This window comes from Rhodococcus sp. SG20037 (genome assembly GCF_031763325.1).
Classification (GTDB): Bacteria; Actinomycetota; Actinomycetes; order Mycobacteriales; family Mycobacteriaceae; genus Rhodococcus_F; species Rhodococcus_F qingshengii.
The window spans coordinates 4,979,536-4,998,478 of the sequence record NZ_CP134497.1; the positions used below are offsets into that span (position 1 = coordinate 4,979,536).

17 protein-coding genes and 1 riboswitch are annotated in these 18,943 nt (G+C 62.4%); of the genes, 10 read left to right on the forward strand and 7 right to left on the reverse strand.

All coding sequences use genetic code 11. The annotated features are described in order from the left end of the window. Positions 1-2: 2 nt before the first annotated feature. From RHP72_RS22795 to RHP72_RS22805, 3 genes are read right to left on the reverse strand one after another with little or no spacing between them, the layout of a single operon-like run. Positions 3-1,103 carry a hypothetical protein gene (locus RHP72_RS22795; RefSeq protein WP_054781709.1) on the reverse strand — a complete coding sequence of 367 codons (1,101 nt, stop codon included), beginning with the start codon at positions 1,101-1,103 and terminating at the stop codon, positions 3-5. After that, complete coding sequence (locus RHP72_RS22800) at positions 1,103-1,420, reverse strand: nuclear transport factor 2 family protein (RefSeq protein ID WP_007733586.1); 318 nt, start codon at positions 1,418-1,420, stop codon at positions 1,103-1,105. The genes RHP72_RS22795 and RHP72_RS22800 overlap by 1 nt, the downstream gene beginning before the upstream one ends. Then, the gene (locus RHP72_RS22805; protein ID WP_007733588.1) at positions 1,417-3,087 is read right to left on the reverse strand and encodes a CdaR family transcriptional regulator; all 1,671 of its coding nucleotides are present in this window, start codon (positions 3,085-3,087) and stop codon (positions 1,417-1,419) included. Before RHP72_RS22805 ends, RHP72_RS22800 begins: the two co-directional genes overlap by 4 nt. Before the next feature lie 195 nt (positions 3,088-3,282). Here RHP72_RS22805 and pruA point away from each other — a divergent pair, with 195 nt between their 5' ends. Then, positions 3,283-4,944 (forward strand): L-glutamate gamma-semialdehyde dehydrogenase, encoded by a 1,662-nt coding sequence (gene pruA / locus RHP72_RS22810; protein ID WP_030535314.1) that lies wholly within the window; start codon positions 3,283-3,285, stop codon positions 4,942-4,944. Beyond that, positions 4,944-5,909, forward strand: coding sequence for a proline dehydrogenase family protein (locus tag RHP72_RS22815; RefSeq protein ID WP_063315881.1), 966 nt, complete (start codon positions 4,944-4,946; stop codon positions 5,907-5,909). The genes pruA and RHP72_RS22815 overlap by 1 nt, the downstream gene beginning before the upstream one ends. Here RHP72_RS22815 and RHP72_RS22820 read toward each other — a convergent pair. Both RHP72_RS22820 and RHP72_RS22825 read right to left on the reverse strand, forming a co-directional pair. Further along, a complete protein-coding gene (locus RHP72_RS22820; RefSeq protein WP_058226146.1) occupies positions 5,906-7,204 on the reverse strand; it encodes an NtaA/DmoA family FMN-dependent monooxygenase in 1,299 nt (432 codons plus the stop codon). The genes RHP72_RS22815 and RHP72_RS22820 overlap by 4 nt on opposite strands. Before the next feature lie 113 nt (positions 7,205-7,317). Next, positions 7,318-7,863, reverse strand: coding sequence for a CGNR zinc finger domain-containing protein (locus tag RHP72_RS22825; protein WP_003939872.1), 546 nt, complete (start codon positions 7,861-7,863; stop codon positions 7,318-7,320). A 68-nt stretch (positions 7,864-7,931) separates the two neighbouring features. On the opposite strand from RHP72_RS22825, the gene RHP72_RS22830 reads away from it, so the two are divergent. From RHP72_RS22830 to metE, 7 genes are all read left to right on the forward strand, one after another. Then, entirely contained in the window at positions 7,932-8,879 is a 948-nt protein-coding gene (locus tag RHP72_RS22830; RefSeq protein ID WP_311093833.1) for an EamA family transporter, read from the forward strand. Between the two features lie 45 nt (positions 8,880-8,924). Continuing rightward, positions 8,925-9,881 carry an ABC transporter ATP-binding protein gene (locus RHP72_RS22835; protein ID WP_003940598.1) on the forward strand — a complete coding sequence of 319 codons (957 nt, stop codon included), beginning with the start codon at positions 8,925-8,927 and terminating at the stop codon, positions 9,879-9,881. Continuing rightward, on the forward strand, positions 9,881-10,675 hold the full coding sequence (locus RHP72_RS22840) for an ABC transporter permease (protein ID WP_311093834.1): 795 nt from the start codon (positions 9,881-9,883) through the stop codon (positions 10,673-10,675). The genes RHP72_RS22835 and RHP72_RS22840 overlap by 1 nt, the downstream gene beginning before the upstream one ends. Next, complete coding sequence (locus tag RHP72_RS22845) at positions 10,676-11,800, forward strand: histidine kinase (RefSeq protein ID WP_311093835.1); 1,125 nt, start codon at positions 10,676-10,678, stop codon at positions 11,798-11,800. Next, positions 11,797-12,426: a response regulator transcription factor gene (locus tag RHP72_RS22850; RefSeq protein WP_003940330.1), complete on the forward strand. Its 630-nt coding sequence runs from the start codon at positions 11,797-11,799 to the stop codon at positions 12,424-12,426. The genes RHP72_RS22845 and RHP72_RS22850 overlap by 4 nt, the downstream gene beginning before the upstream one ends. A 219-nt stretch (positions 12,427-12,645) precedes the next feature. Next, positions 12,646-13,083, forward strand: coding sequence for a helix-turn-helix domain-containing protein (locus tag RHP72_RS22855; RefSeq protein ID WP_030535308.1), 438 nt, complete (start codon positions 12,646-12,648; stop codon positions 13,081-13,083). A 105-nt stretch (positions 13,084-13,188) separates the two neighbouring features. After that, positions 13,189-13,390: riboswitch (cobalamin riboswitch) on the forward strand. A gap of 158 nt (positions 13,391-13,548) precedes the next feature. Next, a complete protein-coding gene (metE, locus tag RHP72_RS22860; protein WP_311093836.1) occupies positions 13,549-15,813 on the forward strand; it encodes a 5-methyltetrahydropteroyltriglutamate--homocysteine S-methyltransferase in 2,265 nt (754 codons plus the stop codon). Positions 15,814-15,870: 57 nt separating this feature from the next. Here the strand turns inward: metE and RHP72_RS22865 are convergent, their stop codons facing one another. Both RHP72_RS22865 and RHP72_RS22870 read right to left on the reverse strand, forming a co-directional pair. Next, on the reverse strand, positions 15,871-17,469 hold the full coding sequence (locus RHP72_RS22865; RefSeq protein ID WP_311093838.1) for an ABC transporter substrate-binding protein: 1,599 nt from the start codon (positions 17,467-17,469) through the stop codon (positions 15,871-15,873). A gap of 173 nt (positions 17,470-17,642) precedes the next feature. Beyond that, entirely contained in the window at positions 17,643-18,257 is a 615-nt protein-coding gene (locus tag RHP72_RS22870; protein WP_003939912.1) for a TetR/AcrR family transcriptional regulator, read from the reverse strand. Positions 18,258-18,361: 104 nt separating this feature from the next. Between RHP72_RS22870 and RHP72_RS22875 the strand changes: the two genes are divergently transcribed. Further along, positions 18,362-18,913, forward strand: a complete 552-nt coding sequence (locus RHP72_RS22875; protein WP_003939926.1) for a MarR family winged helix-turn-helix transcriptional regulator — start codon at positions 18,362-18,364, stop codon at positions 18,911-18,913. The last annotated feature ends 30 nt before the right edge of the window (positions 18,914-18,943 follow it).

Sequence of the window (18,943 nt, forward strand, 5' to 3'; positions counted from 1 at the left end):
CCTCACGCGTCCAAACGGAATACACCTCGCACCTGGCGTACGCCGTTGATCTGCACCTCGACGGCATGTTCGCCGGCGTAGTACTTCCGGGTGCTGATCGGTTTGAAGGAATGCCTCTTCGCGATACGGGCCGGCACCCCGGGTTCCAGCGTTCGTGTTGTCAGTTTGAAGACCTTGGGCGTCGTCTGCCCGTTGGCCTTCACGTGGTGGACGATGTAATCGATCACGACGGTGACGGACTCGCTGCCATTGTTCGTGACGGCGAAGTCGAAGGTGAGTTCTCCACCCGCATCAACTGTTTCGCGGTCGATGACGAACCCCTCGACCACGACGTCGGTGGGCGGCGAGAACCCCAAGAGGGACAGAGCATCTGGATCGCCGGCCTTGATCAACGTCCGCAATGCATGTTTGACGATTTTCAGTGTGTTGGCATCCGGTGTCTGCAGCCAACGCTTCGCAGTCGATACTGCGAGCGCAGCGTCAGCACGACTGAGATCGTTGAGATGGTTTGCGACCGAACGTCGTACATATTCCGAATCATCCCGATACAGCTCGTCGAGAATGACGATTGTCGACTCGGGACGCGCCGTCAATTCTTTCACTCGTCTTCCCCAGGGCAAACGAGTACGAGTGCCTTCGGTCGCCAAGCGCCGGACGTGTTCGTCTTCATGGCCGGTCCAGGTGAGTGCGATCGCCAGCGAACGGTCAAGGTTCGTTTCGAGAAATGAGCGAATTGCGAATTCGGCCGTCAGACGCGACGTCAACTCGGCAAGCAGAGCCATTCCCTCGTCGAAATCCGACTCGGAGCCACTTCGTGTCGCCGTGACGGCGACGGCTTCGGTCACCGGCCAGATCATCCAACCGGTGAAGGTCTCTTCTGAAAGCGCACGGCGGATGATCTCGGCGAAGGCCGGAAGATCCTGAGGCAGTTCGGCAGTCATCGCGTCCCGCACAACGCGCGTACGTTCGCCGAGACTCATACCGTCGAATTCGGATGTACTACCCCGAACGAGGGCGAGGCGTGTGTGACCGGAGGCTCGCTCTAGACAGCCTGCCAGATCGGCGACGACGGATTTCCCGAGCAGTTCGTCAGCGGTGGGCATCAGGGGCACACCGTGAGAGCGGAAATCCGATCACCGTCGAGAGTGAAATGGTGATGTAACTGGACGGGGCTTCCGGGAAAATCACCCTCGACCTTCACCGACACGACAACGGCCGAGCCTGGGGTGTTGACCGACTCGATCTTCTGGGTGAAGGTGAACGCCGTCGACACGGCGGACTTCCACGCCACGATTTCTTCGATCCCGACATACGTCCGGCCGTCGTCACGAACCACTGCGTCTTCGGTGAAAACGCCGCGGACGTCGCCGCCGTCGAAATACGCGCGCGCTGCGCCTGGCACCTTCGCTGAGTCGATCATTCGCGAAGAGTACTGCTGGGGTCCGACAGGTTCGGCGAACTCACTGCCCGAGCAGACGCCGCCAACTGAATCTCCATCAACAGCCTGGCCGACGGCTCGGAGAGGTCGGTATCCGTGATCTCCTCGACCCTCTTGATCCGATATCTGAGGGTGTTCGGGTGAATCCGAAGCTGCTCGGATGCACGTCGGACATCGCCCGAATGTGCGAGGTAAACGGAGATGCTTTCGCGCATGTTCGACCCGTTGCGTCTGTCGTAGACGTCCAGGGCGTCGACTCTCGGATCGTGCAGTTGCTCGTCGGCCGCAATGGTGTCCATGATTTCGCCCAGCAGCACCGGTGTGCGCGAGTCCGCGAGGGTGGTCACACGAACATCCCCCGACGTTCCGTCCAAGACCCGATCCACTTCGGCCCGAGCCTGGGCCACCTCCGCAAGCGTCGAAACCGGCGACGAGACCGCGGCCCGTAGCCCCGAAGGCGACACCTTGTCCAAACGCGCGACAACTTCGCGGGTCCACGAGACTGTGGATTTCACGGATTGGGTTCGCGGAAACAGCACATAGATCCGGGTGCCGACGGCACTCACCAGCGATTCACGCTGAAAGGCGCTGGCGTGCAGTCGCAAAGACGACACGAGTTCGCCCGAAGACGGCAGCCCACCGTTTCCGATACTCGCCACTCCGACCACCATCGCCGGTCCGGACATCGGGATGGTCAACGAGGCCGCGAGCGAAGGAACGTCGACACCGCCGCCGCGAACCCCGAGCAACCGCTGAATCTGTATCGCCTCGTTACTCGGCGCGTCTCGGATGCGCGAAATCAGCCGAGCAGCAACGGCCGCGGCACCGCGGAGCACGCTGTCGGCATCGCCGGCAATGGGAACCGGGCCTTCCTGCACCCAGATCGTGCCGAGAAGATCAGAGCTGAAACCGCTCTCCCCCTTGACATTGTCGGATATTCTCCGAATCGGAACCACCAACCGTCGCCTGATCGCGAGGTCGTCGTGAGCGGGCACCTCCACTACGTCGTCGCTTCGCCGCAGGCTTTCGAAGACGCCCCACTCCTGTAGCTTTCGGAGGTATTCGCGAGGTCCTTCGCGGCCGAGGATTGATTGCCGACGTAGCTCGTCCGCAGCATCTCCCGATGCCGAATAGGCCAAGACGTGGGAATGCTCGTCCTCGATGCTGACCATCCCCCGCGTGATTGCGGCGACGTTCTGCGCCAGCTCGAACAAGTCTGTGTCACTACCGAATACGATGTCGTCCGAATCCTGTCGGGACACCGAATGATCGAGCACGCCCCGGATGGTCGTGAACAATCGATCCCAACGAGCATCCGGATGGACCGCTATCAAGGCGATCCCGGCGCGCTGTGCCGCCGCACGCACCGACGTGTCCGAGGCCTCCTTCGACATGACGGCCCGAGGCGCTGATCCCTTCTGATCGAGGCGGTTCAGCCAGGCCGCCAATTCGGCTGCGCCGATACCGACAGCGAGCCAGACCTCAGAGGATTCGACGGCCGCGGTTCTGGGGCGCGTGAGGTCCCCGACCTCTGCGAACACCACGGAGTCGACGAAGACGTCATCACCTGACGGCGCGAGGACGAGCTCGACAAAGGCTCCGCCCAGCGCCCGAAGGACCGCGTCGAGCCTGACCCCACGGATAGACACGTACCACCCACTCTCCGGACCGTCGCAACGCCTCAACTTCGAGAATAGTGCATTTTCCTGCGAAAACGGTTCAGCCGATCGGACAAACACGGACACCGATGTTTGGCCGCTCAGCGGATTACTCGCCGACGTCTTTCGACTTGACTGGTTCACGACACGACAACTGCCCACTCCTGAGTCTGCCGAAGGATCGTCATGGACGCCGTTACCAATGTCCCCCACCCAGCCAACGAACCGGTGAACAATTACGCGCCGGGAAGCCCGGAACGATCGCGCCTTCGTACGAAACTGACCGAACTGGCCGAATCGCCGACCGACATCAGGCAGGTCATCGGCGGCATCCACCGAACTGCGGAAGGTAAGCGAGAGAGCGTTGTTCAACCACACCGTCACAGTTCGGTGCTCGGATCGTATGCGGGCGCAACCCACTCGGACGTTCGTGATGCCATCGACGCCGCCACACTCGCCGCCCCGGCCTGGCGCGACCTCTCGTTCGACGACCGCGCTGCGGTCTTCCTCCGCGCCGCCGATCTACTTTCCGGCCCGTGGCGCGAAACCATCGCCGCCGCAACAATGCTCGGCCAGTCGAAGACCGCATACCAGGCCGAGATCGACGCGCCCTGCGAACTGATCGACTTCTGGCGTTTCAACGTCGCGTTCGCACGTCAGATACTCGCCGACCAACCCGTTTCCGCTCCGGGAGTGTGGAATCGCGTCGAATACCGTCCACTCGAAGGTTTCGTCTACGCGATCACTCCCTTCAATTTCACCGCCATCGCCGGAAATCTCCCCACAGCACCGGCCCTGATGGGCAACACCGTGATCTGGAAGCCGTCACCCACGCAGGCCGTCGCGGCGTACCTGACAATGCAACTGCTCGAAGCTGCCGGCCTCCCGCCCGGGGTGATCAATCTTGTTCTCGGCGACGGCCCCTTGGTGTCCGAGGTCGCGCTTGCCGACCCCCGACTGGCGGGTATCCACTTCACCGGATCCACCGCAACGTTCCAGCGTTTGTGGCGTGAGGTCGGAGCCAACATCTCGAACTACCGGACGTATCCGCGTCTCGTCGGCGAAACCGGCGGCAAGGATTTTGTACTCGCACACAGTTCCGCTGACCCGGACGTACTCACGACGGCATTGATTCGCGGGGCCTTCGACTACCAGGGCCAGAAATGTTCGGCCGCATCACGGGCGTTCATCCCGAAGTCGGTGTGGGCCAAGATGGGCGACACGTTCATCGACACTGTGTCGACGCTGAAGTACGGAGACGTCACCGACCTGACGAACTTCGGCGGCGCCGTCATCGACCAACGTTCGTTCGACCGAAACGCCGCCGCGATCGTCCGCGCCAAGTCGACCAGCAGCCTCACCATCGCAGCAGGCGGCGACTACGACGACCGTGAAGGATTCTTCATCTCACCGACGGTCCTACTCGGTGACGACCCGAGCGACGAAGCCTTCAGCACCGAGTACTTCGGTCCCATCCTTTCGCTTCACGTCTACGACGACTCCGCACCCAATGCCTACGCCGACATCCTCGCGCGCGTCGACAGCGGATCCGCTTACGCCCTGACCGGCGCCGTGATCGCCACCGACCGTGCGGCCGTCGATCAAGCTCATCATGGTCTGCGGTTCGCCGCCGGAAACTTCTACGTCAACGACAAGCCGACGGGAGCGGTTGTCGGACAACAACCCTTCGGAGGTGCGCGGGCTTCGGGTACCAACGACAAGGCCGGTTCGCCGCAGAATCTGCTCCGTTGGGCGTCGACACGCACCGTCAAGGAAACCTTCGTTCCTCCCACCGATCATCGTTACCCCCACCAGGACGTCGATCCAGCCGAGAGCGAGAACCGTTGATGAGTGCCGTCTCGCTGAGCAACCCACTGCGCCCGGTGCTCCTCGCGGCGGCACGCTCGTCGCGACTGGAGAAGACAGTCTCCGGGATGACCTTGACCCGCAAGCTTGTAGACAGGTTCGTCGCCGGGGACGCGGAACCCGCAGCGATGTCAGCGGTGCGCAACATCCTCACCAGTGGCCGGTTCGTGACGGTCGACTACCTCGGCGAGGACACCACCGATCCGGCTCAGGCAACAGCTACCGTCGACGCCTATCTCTCCCTTCTCCGCTCGTACGCAACGCTTTCCGAGATTGCCGGGACGCAACACTCCCTGGAGGTTTCGCTCAAGCTCTCCGCGTTGGGGCAGTCACTTCCCGGTGACGGCGAGAAGATCGCCCTGGCGAACGCTCACCGAATCGTCACAGCGGCAGACGAAGTGGGCGCGTGGGTCACCGTCGATGCGGAGGATCACACCACCACCGACTCGACACTGTCCATCGTCGAAGAGTTGCGCCGCGACTTCCCGACGCTCGGCACGGTCCTGCAGGCGTATCTACACCGCACCGAGGCCGACTGCCGGCACTTCTCCGGATCAGGTTCACGAATTCGGCTGTGCAAGGGTGCATACAAGGAACCGGCCGTCGTCGCGTTCCAAAAGGCCGGCGAAGTCGACGCGTCGTACCTGCGTTGCCTGAAGGTCTTGATGGAAGGTGACGGGTACCCGATGGTCGCCTCCCACGATCCCACCATGATCGACGCCGCCCTCGAACTCGCCACACTGACCGAGCGGACAGCCGAGGATTTCGAGTTTCAGATGCTCTTCGGCATCCGCGACGGCGAACAGCGCAGATTGGTAGCCGAAGGCAATCACCTGCGGGTCTACGTTCCCTACGGCAGCCAGTGGTACGGCTACTTCATGCGTCGCCTGGCGGAAAGACCGGCCAACCTCATGTTCTTCATGCGCTCACTCGCTTCCAACAACTAGACACCGGAAACCGGTGGCAGCGGTGGCAACTCGAGGTTTTCGCGAAAGGTACCGCCGACGTAGTCGGATCCCACGATTCCGCGCTTGCGCAGCTCCGGCAGCAGCCCGTTCGTGACGAAATCGCGTGTACGCGGATCGGCAAGGTCACCGAGCGTGATGACGTCGAGTACGCCCGCGTCGTATCGTTCCTCGATCGCGTCCGCGAGCTGTTCCGGGGTGCCCGCCGCTGCCCAGTGGCCGGTGTCCTTGGACGCGATGATCAACTCACGCAGAGTCTTTCCTTGTGATGCGAGCTTGCCGAAGATCTCGACCCGGCCCCGTCGTCGATTCACCGACGACGGGTCCGGCAACAACGACTCCGGGATCGGCCGATCCAGCGGCAATTCCGAGAAATCCACGTCACCGCCGAACATGTCGGCAAGCCTGGTGCGTCCGGCGTCGAAGTCCGTCGATTCCTCGGCTTCTCTGACCAATCGTTCGACTTCGGCTTCGGTAGCGCCGTACGTTGCGTGGAACGAGCTGAAAATCAGTGGCAGTTCGTCCCCACGCCCCAACTCTGCCGCCCTGGCGCGGATCGTCTTCGTGTAGGTGACCGCGTCCTCGAAGGTTGCGAGAGAAGTGAATACGACCTCGGCGAAGCGAGCACCCAGTTCGATACCTCCGGCAGATTGGCCTGCCTGGAATTGGACCGGACGACGCTGCGGCAGGGATGGAATGTTCAACGGCCCCTGCACGGTGAAGTACTTGCCTCGGTGCTCGATGGGGACCACCCTCGACGGATCCAGCACCGCAGAGCCCTCTCCCCGGATCAAGGCGCCGGGCTTCCAGCTGTCGAAGAGCGCGTTGACCACCTCGAGCGATTCGGCCGCTCGAGCGTACCGCTCCTCCGGACTCGGCAGGTCCAGGTCGCTGTAGTTCTCTTCTCCGAGTGAGGAAGTGACGGCATTCCATGCGGCTCGACCATTGCTGACGTGGTCCAGGGTGCCGAACAACCGTGCCAGGTTGAATGGGTGATGAAACGTCGTCGTGACGGTGGCGATGAGCCCCACATGGGTGGTGACCGCACTCAGCGCGGCAAGGAAGATCAACGGCTCCTGCGCACCGATCGCGCCCTGCGCACCGAAACTCAGCAGGTCGGCGGCAAACAGTCCGTCGATCTTGTTCGCCTCGGCCGTCTTTGCGACGTCGATCGCGGACGCGACCGTCGAAGTCGTCGGATCGATCGCGGCGTCGTAGATACTCACCGCCCCGCTGACACCGGTCACCGTCTTGAGTGGACGCCTACGATCGGCCACCGACCATCCTCCTGGCTTCGCGAAATCTGTTCCGAATTCACAACGCTAGACCGATCCTGGCTCCCGACAAGGTATTCACTCAGCCTGGTTCTATCCCTCCGAACGCCGCTTGGTCACGCCCCGGATTTACGGGCACGATAGGCGGCGACGTGCGCCCTGTTCCCACAGTTCCCGGTGTCGCAGTATCGCTTCGAACGATTGCGCGACAAATCCACGAAGACCGCTTCGCAGTCCGGGGCCTCGCACCATCGCAACCTCGAGAATTCGTCGGTTCGGATCAGATCGAGCACACCCATCGCCGCTTCTGCGGCCATCCGGTCCACCAGTGGCGAATCGTCAGCGGTGACGTGCAGGTGCCAGCCGAGGTCGTCGTGCCTGGTGAGCCGCGGCCTCGCGCCCGATTCGAGTAGCAGTGTGTTCACCACCTCGACGGCGTCGTCCACTCCCGCGGCTTCCCAGAACTTTCGCAGTCGTGGACGCAGTGCACGAACCGCCGTCAATTCCTCCGGTGTGCCGTCCCGCCTGCCGGTCCAGCGATCCGCGTCGAGAAACCGTGTCAGCTCCTCTTGATCCGGAAGCAGTTCGGCCCCGCCGCGGGCCGTGTTGACCAACGACGCGGCGAAGACGAGCGCCGATTCCGTGTCACCAGCAAAATGCACTTTGACTCCTGAGCCGTATCAACCTAATGTCAGCATCGTAATCGCTTTTACTCCTGACGGGTGACGACGTGAACTCTCGCAACGGCTTGATCTTCGCTCTGCTGTCCGCGGCAACGTTCGGCGTATCGGGCCCGTTCGCGAAATCTCTCATCGAATCAGGGTGGTCCCCCGGCGGCGCAGTGTTCGCGCGCGTTGCCGGCGGCGCACTGGTGATGATGGTGATCGCCTTAGCCACCCAATGGCCTCGCCTACGACAGGTGAGCACCCACACGCGAACGGTACTGCTGTACGGGGTCTTCGCGATCTCGGGCGTTCAACTGTGCTTCTTCAATGCCGTGCAACATCTTTCGGTCGGCGTCGCATTGCTTCTCGAGTACCTTGCACCGATCATCGTCATCGGGTGGGTGTGGATGACCAAGGGCGCGCGTCCGAGCGTGCAGACGCTTCTCGGTGCGGCGGTGGCCTTGATCGGCGCCGCCGTGGTGATCGACGTCTTCGGATCGGCAGAGATCAGTGCCGTCGGAGTCGCCTGGGGACTGGCCGCCGCGGCATGCCTTGCAGTCTATTTCGTCATTTCCGAACGTGCGGACGGTGATCTCCATCCTGTTGTGCTCGCGGCATCGGGGCTCACGGTCAGTGCAGTGGTCATCGGCGCGCTCGGACTCGTAGGCGTCCTCCCCCTCCATTTCTCGGCCTCGAACGCCGTCGTGGCAGACCATTCGGTGAACGTGTGGCTGCCGGTGGTGGTCCTGGTCCTGGTCAGCACTGTCATTGCCTATCTCACCGGCATCGCCGCGATCACGCTGCTGGGGCCGACAATCGGGTCTCTGGTAGCGCTGACCGAAGTGCTGTGCGCGGTCGTCGCCGCGTGGATCCTGGTCGGGGAATCCGTCACCGCACTCCAAGCTGTAGGTGGCGCAGCAATCATCGCGGGGTTGGTCCTCGCGCGCCTCGGCCAGGTTGCACCGAAACAGATACCGGCCGACCCGATGACAAATGTCATGGCAGAAGAATGACGGACGGACGAGGGATCACGACCTCGAAGCGAGCAGATTCTATGTATGACCTCAACACAGGCACGGCATTCACCACAGGCACTGCACACACTCACTGAAGGATCGGCACACGACGCCGTCCGGTTGACCGGACTTCGCAAGAGTTTCGGAACCGTCGACGCCGTCAAAGGTATCGACCTGAGCATCCGCCCCGGCGAGATCGTCGCGTTCCTCGGCCCGAACGGCGCAGGCAAGACGACAACCATCGACATGATCCTCGGCCTGTCCCGGCCGACGTCAGGCGAGGTGAGCGTCTTCGGAATGTCACCTCGATCGGCGATTGCCCGCGGACTCGTCTCGGCAGTCATGCAGACCGGCGGACTACTGAAAGAGCTGACGGTGGCCGAGACTGTGCAGCTGACCGCCAGCCTGTACTCCCAATCCCGTCCGGTCGACGAAGTGCTGGGGAGAGCCGGAATCCTCGACATCTCCGATCGCCTGGTCAGCAAATGCTCAGGCGGACAACAACAGCGGTTGCGATTTGCGATGGCGTTGCTGTCGAACCCGCAATTGCTCATTCTCGACGAGCCCACCACCGGTATGGACGTCGAAGGGCGTCGGGACTTTTGGTCCGCCATCCGCGCCGACGCAGATCACGGTCGCACTGTGCTTTTTGCGACGCACTACCTCGAAGAGGCCGATGTCTACGCCGACCGCATCATCCTGGTCAGGCAAGGCACCGTGGTCGCAGACGGGACCACCGCCGAGGTCAAGGCGATGGCGTCCGGACGCACCCTGCGCGCGACTGTTCCAGGCATCACCGACGAACTCCTGCGAGCCATACCGAACTCCGACGCCGTCGAGGTGCGCGGTGAGTCGCTGCTCGTGCACTCGGGTGACACCGATGCCGTTGCACGGTTCCTGTTGACCAATACGCAGGCTCGCGATCTCGAAATCGTCTCGCGTGGCCTCGAAGACGCATTCATCGCACTCACGTCGAACAACTCCGAAGGACAGAAGTGATGACCACTGCAACCGAAGCGAACACCTACGGAGCCGAGCGAACCGTCGTACCTCTCGGCGGATTCAACACGACGCTACTGCGACTGGAATTTCGTCGCCTGACTCGCAACCGGCGCACGATGATCTTCACGCTCGTCATGCCGGTTGTCTTCTTCCTCGTCTTCGGTCTCGGTCAAGGCGACGACGACCACGGGATCGGGCACGGCAATGTCGCCGCGTACATCATGATCAGCATGGCCCTGTACGGCGCGATGCTGGCCACCACCAGCGGCGGCGCGATGGTCTCGATCGAACGAGCGTCCGGGTGGAGCCGACAACTTCGGCTGACTCCCCTGACCCCGGTCGCCTACATCGCCGTCAAACTGATCATGGCGATGCTGCTCGGTCTCGTCTCGATTCTCGTGGTCTACGTCGTCGGCGCGTTCACCTCAGCGCAGATGGACGGATCACTCTGGTTCACAACGGCATTGATCGCCTGGCTGGGATCGTCGATCTTCGCGGCCTTCGGCCTGTTCATGGGGTACCTACTCCCCAGTGAGAACGTCATGCAGTTGCTCGGACCGGGACTGGCTCTGCTCGCATTCGGCGGCGGACTCTTCGTACCACTCACCGACGGTTCCCTATGGGCGACCATCGCACAGTTCACCCCGATGTTCGGCATCAACGCCCTCGCCCACGCACCGTTGACGGGCAATAGCATTCACTGGACCTGGATCGTCAATATCCTGGTGTGGTTCGCCATCTTCGCCGGCGGAGCGATCTGGCGGTTCCAACGAGATACGGAGCGTGTGTAGTTGTCGCAAACGACTGACCGAGAAGATTCCGTCGCGCTCCCGCAGCGGAATCGTTTCGGCGTTCTCTTCGCGGCGGTCTGGATGGTATTTCTCGGCGGGCCGCTGATCGAGGGATGGAATCTGCGCGACGAACTGCGCGGCTGGACAGGGATTCTCGCGACGGTCGCCTTCAGTGCGCTCTATCTCTACACGTTCGCCACAACGCAGCAGCGGCGTCGAATGACAATGACTCGGCCGACGATTCGCGAAGCTGCACTGGCTCTGTCCGCCTTGACCGCGTTGGCCGCCGTGATGATCGTGAGCGTCGGGCCGACAGGTTTGGCAGCAGCACCGTACCTCGCGGTGACAGCGGTGACACTGTTGCCGACCGTCGCCGGCGGCATTCTCGCCTTGGTGTTCGCGGCCTCCGTGGAGATAGTCAGCCTCTCGTCCGGATGGGGGAACTACTCCGGACTCTCACTCGGAGTCTGCGCGGCCGCGTTCGCGACCTGGGGAATCATGTCCCTGATCAGCCGCAACTTCGCCATACTCCATGAACGCGAAGAGCAGGAGCAGCGGGCAATCATGGAGGAGCGAACGAGGATGGCGCGCGATCTGCACGACATCCTCGGGCACTCGCTGACCGTCATCACGATCAAAGCCGAACTGGCCAATCGCCTACTCGATGTCGATATCGAACGTGCGCGCAACGAACTCGACGACCTCGAAAGACTTTCTCGTGACGCGTTGGCAGACGTGCGCTCGGCCGTCGAAGGATTTCGTGGGATTTCGCTACCCGTCGAGATAGCCCGAGCGCGAGAGGCTTTGCGTGCGGCAGGTATCGAAGACGACGTGCCGAGCAGCACCGACATGGTTCCCACGCGTCTTCGGGAACTCTTTGCATGGACGATCCGTGAGGGCGTCACCAACGTCGTTCGACACAGCGGTGCGACCCACTGCCGGATCACGGTCGACGAGAATAGTGCGTCGGTCGTCGACGACGGACGAGGGGCCGAGTCGACGTCTTCCGGAAACGGTCTGATCGGATTGCGCGAGCGCGCCGGAGCGTCGGGCGCACGAGTGATCATCACTCATCCCCAGCCGCAGGGGTTTGCACTTCAGGTAGTCGAACAGGAGACAGAGTGAACAGCCAGGGCGATCGAGCAACCATACGGCTGCTCTTGGCGGACGATCAGGCGCTCGTGCGAGGAGCTTTGGCCGCGCTGCTCGATCTGGAATCCGACCTGTCCGTGGTGGCCGAGGTCGGTCGCGGCGACGAGGTGGTGTCCGCCGTTCTCGAACACCGCCCGGACGTCGCGCTTCTGGACGTCGAGATGCCCGGCATGGACGGAATCGCCGCGACGGCGGCCCTTCGCGAGGCAGCGCCCGACACCCGGGTTCTGATCGTCACCACGTTCGGCCGTCCCGGATTTCTTCGTAAAGCCCTGCACGCCGGGGCCGGCGGGTTCGTCGTCAAGGACACCCCCGCCAGGCAGCTTGCCGACGCGGTCAGGCGTGTCCACGCCGGACTGCGCGTCGTCGATCCTACCCTTGCGGCCGACAGCCTCGTCAGCGGCGAGTCGCCCCTGACGGAGCGTGAGACCCAAGTACTGCGCGCCGCTCACGACGGCGCACCCGTGGCAGCCATCGCAGGGGCGCTCTTCCTGTCTGCCGGGACAGTTCGAAATCATCTGTCATCCGCGATGGGTAAGACGGGTGCGTCGACGCGCGCGGAAGCCGTCAGAATCGCCGAGTCGAACGGCTGGCTCTGATCCGCGCGTCTGGAATCGCCTTCCCCGGCAAATAGTTCGCCGTTCGATTCGTGATGGCGATTTGTCCAGATCACTCAAAGTAGGGACCTTCTACCCTAGGGATTTTCCCTGCAAACGACCGCTTCGCGAGAATCCGAAACAGCTAATCGTTCGATACCTGGCTATGATGCAGTTAATTGAACCGACGGAGCCTGTGCGTAGCGGGGGAAGGGACGTCTCATGTCGAACCAGTTCAACGATCGCTTGAACTCGCTGTTCGAGACTGCCGACTTTCACGTCACCAACGCGATGGTCGTTCGCGGCATGACCGAGTTCGGCTGCCGTATCTCCACGCCGTACCTGTCGCAACTGCGCACCGGCGTCCGAACCAATCCGTCACCCGAAGTGGTTGCCGCCCTCGCCCACTTCTTCAACGTCCATCCGGACTACTTCTACGCCCCGTCCGATCACACTCCGCCCGCGATCTCAGGTGGCGAGGCAGACCTCTCCCTCCTCGAACAGCTGCACAACGTGCGCCTGCGGAACCTCACCTCCCGTGTCGTCGACCTCTCACCGTCTTCACAGGATCTGCTTGTCGAAATGGCGGAGAATCTACGTTCCTCCGAAAATCTTCCGCGCGTACCACCGGACTCGAATTCCTACATGTCACGCGCATAGCGCCCTTCGCCGACTCTCCTTGACTGCTCAGGGAGGGTTGGCCTTATGCTGGTCGATGCAGCTGGTTCGCCCGGCACGGTCATGAGGAGCCCCGAAGACCGGTCCCGGCGTCGAAGCTCCGTCAGCGCAAGCTGTCGGGGCGAGAGGGAACCCGGTGAAAATCCGGGACTGTCCCGCAGCGGTAAGCAGGAACGACCGCCGTTCATGTGCACTGGGCATCCGCCTGGGAAGCGACGGCCAGTAGGTTCGATCCAACTCGATCGAGTGCCCGCGAGTCCGAAGACCTGCCGACTGTGTCGGGCACGCCGTGCCCGACGGTCCACCGCCTCGTGGAATGGGCGTGTAGATCTCCATCGGACCTCGTGTGCGGTGCGGGCAGTGCTGCCCGCTGAAACTCGGGGTCTCGTGAGGTGTACCCGTCTGCCGGCAGTGGCCATCAATGCATTGGCAATCTGGAGAAACTCCGTGACAACAACATTCACTTCGACCGTGCTGGGCTCACCGCGCATCGGTCCTCATCGAGAACTCAAGCGGGCAACCGAAAGCTACTGGGCAGGGCGCATCGACGCCGACGCCCTGCAGGCTGTCGCCCGTGACCTCCGTCGGCAGGGCTTGGCCGACCTCCGTGACCTGGGCCTCGACTCCGTCCCGGTCAATACCTTCTCCTTCTACGACCAGATGCTCGACACCGCAGTTCTTCTCGGCGCGCTGCCCGACCGCGTCGCGTCGGTCGCCGATCCGTTGGACCGCTACTTTGCTGCTGCCCGTGGGACGGACACCATCGCGCCGCTCGAAATGACGAAGTGGTTCGACACCAACTACCACTACCTGGTGCCGGAGATCTCGCCGTCCACCACGTTCGCACTCGACCCGTCCAAGGTCTTGTCCGAACTGGCAGAAGCACTTTCCGACGGCATTGCAGCCCGCCCGGTCGTCATCGGACCGGTCACCTTCCTGCTGCTCTCGAAGGCTGTCGGCACCGACGAGCCGCTGCTCTCGCGACTCGAAGAACTACTCCCCCTCTACGCGGATCTACTCGGTCAGCTCGCGAAGGCCGGTGCGAGCTGGGTTCAGCTCGACGAACCGGCCCTCGTGGGCGATCGCACCGACGAGGAAATCGAAGCGGCACGCGCTGCGTACGAACAGCTTTCAGCGCTGTCCGAGCGGCCGTCGATCCTGTTGGCGTCGTACTTCGGTTCGCTGCGTGAGGCGCTGCCCGCGCTTGCGTCCACCGGCGTCGAAGGATTTGCCGTCGACCTGGTGGCCGGTCAGGATTCGATCGGCTCCGTCCCCGAACTCGCCCGCAAACTGGTCGTCGCCGGTGTGGTCGACGGACGAAACATCTGGCGGTCGGATCTGGATTCGGCACTGAGCACGTTGGGTGCTCTGTTGGGCAGCGTGGATACTCTTGCCGTCTCCACATCGTGCTCCCTGCTGCATGTTCCGTACACTCTCGACGCAGAGGCCGATGTCGACAAGGCCCTGCGCTCGTGGCTCGCGTTCGGCACCGAGAAGGTCAAGGAAGTAATAACTCTCGCAACCGCTCTCACACAGGGCCGAGAGTCGGTGGAGGACGAGTTCGCTCTGGCACGAGCGGCCGCGTCGACCCGCAAGGACGATCGCAGACTCAATGATGCGAGTGTTCGGGGACGCCTGGCCGCCGTGCTGAACTCGGCGACCGGTCGCGCGCCCGCCGCCGAACGTCGCGCTGCCCAGGACGAACTGCTTTCTCTGCCGCCGCTGCCCACGACGACTATCGGTTCGTACCCGCAAACCTCGAAGATCCGCATCGCTCGCGCAGCACTGCGCAAGGGCGAGATCGACGAAGCCGAGTACGTCAACCGTATGCGCGCCGAAGTTGCCGAAGTTGTTGCGCTCCAGGAAAAGCTGGACCTGGACGTTCTTGTTCACGGTGAGCCGGAACGCAACGACATGGTCCAGTACTTCGCGGAGCAGTTGGACGGATTCTTCGCCACCGCCAACGGTTGGGTCCAGTCGTACGGCACCCGCTGCGTGCGTCCGCCGATTCTGTACGGCGACGTCTCCCGCCCGAAACAGATGACCGTCGACTGGATCACGTACGCGCAGTCCCTGACCGACAAGCCGGTCAAGGGCATGCTCACCGGACCCGTCACCATTCTGGCCTGGTCGTTCGTCCGCGACGACCAACCCCTCGCCGACTCGGCAAATCAAGTCGCACTGGCCATTCGAGACGAGACCGTCGACCTGCAGGCCGCCGGAATCGGAATCATCCAGGTTGACGAACCGGCTCTACGAGAACTACTCCCACTGCGTGCCGAGGATCAGCGCGCCTACCTGGACTGGTCGGTCGGCGCCTTCCGGTTGGCTACCTCGGGCGTCGCGGATTCCACCGCGATCCACACGCACCTGTGCTACTCCGAGTTCGGAGCGGTGATCGGCGCCATCGCCGGCCTCGACGCGGACGTCACGTCCATCGAGGCGGCGCGCTCACACATGGAGGTCCTCGACGATCTCAGTTCGGTCGGGTTCGACCTCGGCGTCGGCCCGGGTGTCTACGACATCCACTCGCCGCGGGTGCCGAGCGTCGACGAGATTGCCGAATCCCTGCGTGAGGCACTCAAAGCTGTTCCTGTCGAGCGGTTGTGGGTCAACCCGGACTGCGGTTTGAAGACCCGCGGTTCCGTCGAGGTCGAGGCGTCACTGCGTAACCTCGTCGAAGCCGCGAAGTTGGTACGAGCGGAGCTATAGGGGCAAAGCCCCTGTGCGCCTTTTTGGTAGTGGGCACTACCAAAAAGGCGCACGGGGTCAGCTCAACCACGTATTGCCGAAGAGCAGAATCCCGTCCGCACTCGGGGTCACTCCGTGCACGTTCTCGCGCCACGGAATGAAGACCTTGCCGGAGTTGACCACGGCCATCGGCGCCGTCTCGTTGACCACGGTCTGAATATCGTCGATGACGGCTCGCCGCTCATCCTCGCCCGACGCTGTTTGCAGCTTGCCGAGCAACTCGTCCATCCGAGCGTTCTTGTAACCGAGGATGTTCGACGGCGATTCGCTGAACAGGTTGCCGTACATACGCACGAACGGTGACTCTTCCAGCACGTTGAACGCGAAGTAGGACACGTCGTAGTCATGCTTTGCGTACAGCATGGAAATCAGATCGTTGATGCTGGTTGCGTAGGTGATGTCGACCGTGAAACCCACTGCCTGCAAGAGCGACTGAAACGTCAGTGCGCTGCGCTGCGTCGCCGGATCGTTCATCCCGACGTACGTCAGTTTTCCGTCGTAACCGTCCGCCTTCGCCTCGGCGAGATACTTCTTGGCCGCCTCGGGGTCGAAGCCGTTCCCGGCCACCGATCCGTGCCACTGCGACCACGACGCGAACATGTCGGTGCCGGGTTCGCCGAAGCCGCCCTGAACTCGCTCGTTGAACGTATTCGGGTCCACCGCAGCGACAATCGCCTTACGCACGCGCTCGTCCTTCGCTGCCCGATCGTCGCGCTGATTGATTGCCAGAACTCCGGCCATGCTGGCCGAGTACACAAATCCGGGATCACCGGCTTCGAAAGCCTCGTGAATGAAGTCGGGAGACTTCAGATAGGCAACCTGGATTCCGTCGGTGTGCAATCCTTCCAGTTTGCTCTTCTCGTTGACGATTGCGGGAAAGCGCAACTTCTCGAGGTACGGCGCCCCGTCCCAGTACGTCGGACGGGCAGCGAGCACCAATTCGTCCTGGGAGGCGAACTTCTCGACGGTGAACGGGCCTGCCCCGATCGGGGTGAACGTGCCGGTAGCCATCGACGAGGGCGCGACGATCATGCCGGGACCGGTGGTGAACGTGATCGGGAACTCGTCCCACGGCTGCGCCAATGCAAAGACGACCGTACTCGGATCCGGTGAATTCGTCTCGCGCACAGCGGTCTTCCATACCAGCGCGTGAGTTCCCTTCTTCTGCAGATAGTGATCGATGCTCCACAGGACTGCCGCACTGTCCATCGGAGTGCCGTCGCTGAAGGTGACGCCGTCGCGCAATTTCAGTGTCCACACCGTGTTGTCGCCGTTGGCCGACAAGGACTGCGCCAAGTGGGGGACGTATTCGCCCGCCGCCGTATCGAAGCGCATGAGAAGGTCGTAGATGGCTGCCATTTCGCTACCACCGGTAGCGCCGCCGTCCTGACGGTCAGCCGGATCGAGACTGCTGATCCCGTTGTAGGTGGCAAACGACACGGTGCCACCCGATCGCGGCTCTCCCCCGTTGTTCTGGTCACCGACAACTCCGACCGTCACGTCCGATGCATCCGTGGTCGTACCTTGGCTGCTACCGGCGCACCCCGTCACCACCAGCGTCGCCGACGCCAGGACAACCATCCAGATTCGAGCGCGGACTCGGTACGAGCGCTTCATTGCGACTCACTTTCACAGTTCACGGATACGTCGATCCCTGGATCGGACACCCGACATATTTGTAAGTGAATTCTAGGTAAGGTCTCGTCCTGCGTCGTCGTTTTCACGAAGCCGAAGCGATAATTCGCGTTCATGACAGCAGAAACAAGAACTGAATTCTAGGTTGCAACCGTTCAGCGAATTACCAGTCCGATGACGTCTTCGACGTTCCGCTGGGCCTCTGCGAATCCGATCCGGCCACTGGTCCACAGCGCAAGGGCCGTCAACATCGTGCCGCCTATTGCCACGGCCGCAACCCTCGCCGTCTCGGCCGGGACGCCGTCCATCAACTCGAACAGCATTCTCCGATGTGCCGCTGCGCGCAGATCCAACGACTCGATCACGAACTGATCCGAGGACGAATGGAGTTCGATCTCCAACCGAGCGAAGTAGGGCCTACGCTCGAATGCCTTCATCTCGCGGCGATGAAGTGCCAGAACCCGCTCGTACGCGTTGTTCTCGCCACCGTCTGCCCGCAACTTCTCAGGACGACGGACCGATTCGAGACCGCTCCACGCCGTCATCGCCGCAGCCAGAAGTTGCTGTTTGGTCGGAAAGTAGCGATACAGCGTTCCGAGTGCGACGCCTGAACGCTCCGAGACGTCTTTCATCTGGATTCGATCCGACGGCATCTCGGCCAGCATCTCGACCACCGCCGTGGTCAGTCGTCCTCTCCGCTCGAGTTGCCCCACCGACATGAGGTCGACGTCCAAGGGAAACTCGTCGCTGCGCGCAGTCACGCGCGTCACGATAGTTCAGAATCCTGACCGCAGTGCCGGGTTGCGAAGTTTCATCGTAACCCCGATATCTAATACACGGATTAATCAACTGCAGATCGCGCTAGGGTTAGTCCATGACTGACCGGACAACCGATGACCAGCCAACCGTCGGCGTGCTGAACTTCTGGTCGTTCATCGAACTGGCCAACAAGCGACTGGCCACCGAACACGGCTTTCGCGACCAGCTGGCCACCGAGGTACTACTGACACTCAATCGGGCTTCCAACGTGGTCACCTACGATCTCGAGTCGTCGATCCACCGCCCTCGCGGCTGGTCATGGTCCTCCTTCAGGCTGTTGTTCGTCACCTGGCTGGCCGGTCCGATCGAGCCGAAGGCTGCCGCCGAGCTCACCGGCATGAGTAGGGCAGCGGTCTCCAATCTGTCCAAGTCGCTGCTGGCAGACGGATTGATCGATCGTCGGCCCACCGAGAACGACGGCCGTTCCGTCCAGCTGTACCTGACCGACAAGGGCCGAGAAGCCATGGTCGAAGCCTTTCGCGAGCAGAACGAACGCGAACACGCCTGGGTAAGCGTCCTGAGCGAGGCCGAACAACGAATTCTTGTCATGCTCCTGGACAAACTGATCACCAACCGCAGCCAGTTCGACGTACGCGGACGTAACTGACATAGACCCGAACCCCTTGGAGGGTTGCGC

What these genes read in the sequence shown, in the direction of transcription:
- pruA (WP_030535314.1), top strand. Translation starts at nt 3,283, where the DNA reads ATGGACGCCGTTACCAATGTCCCCCACCCAGCCAACGAACCGGTGAAC.
- RHP72_RS22865 (WP_311093838.1), bottom strand. Translation starts at nt 17,469, where the DNA reads ATGAAGCGCTCGTACCGAGTCCGCGCTCGAATCTGGATGGTTGTCCTG.
- RHP72_RS22800 (WP_007733586.1), bottom strand. Translation starts at nt 1,420, where the DNA reads ATGATCGACTCAGCGAAGGTGCCAGGCGCAGCGCGCGCGTATTTCGAC.
- RHP72_RS22855 (WP_030535308.1), top strand. Translation starts at nt 12,646, where the DNA reads ATGTCGAACCAGTTCAACGATCGCTTGAACTCGCTGTTCGAGACTGCC.
- RHP72_RS22840 (WP_311093834.1), top strand. Translation starts at nt 9,881, where the DNA reads ATGACCACTGCAACCGAAGCGAACACCTACGGAGCCGAGCGAACCGTC.
- RHP72_RS22795 (WP_054781709.1), bottom strand. Translation starts at nt 1,103, where the DNA reads ATGCCCACCGCTGACGAACTGCTCGGGAAATCCGTCGTCGCCGATCTG.
- RHP72_RS22875 (WP_003939926.1), top strand. Translation starts at nt 18,362, where the DNA reads ATGACTGACCGGACAACCGATGACCAGCCAACCGTCGGCGTGCTGAAC.
- RHP72_RS22815 (WP_063315881.1), top strand. Translation starts at nt 4,944, where the DNA reads ATGAGTGCCGTCTCGCTGAGCAACCCACTGCGCCCGGTGCTCCTCGCG.
- RHP72_RS22835 (WP_003940598.1), top strand. Translation starts at nt 8,925, where the DNA reads ATGACCTCAACACAGGCACGGCATTCACCACAGGCACTGCACACACTC.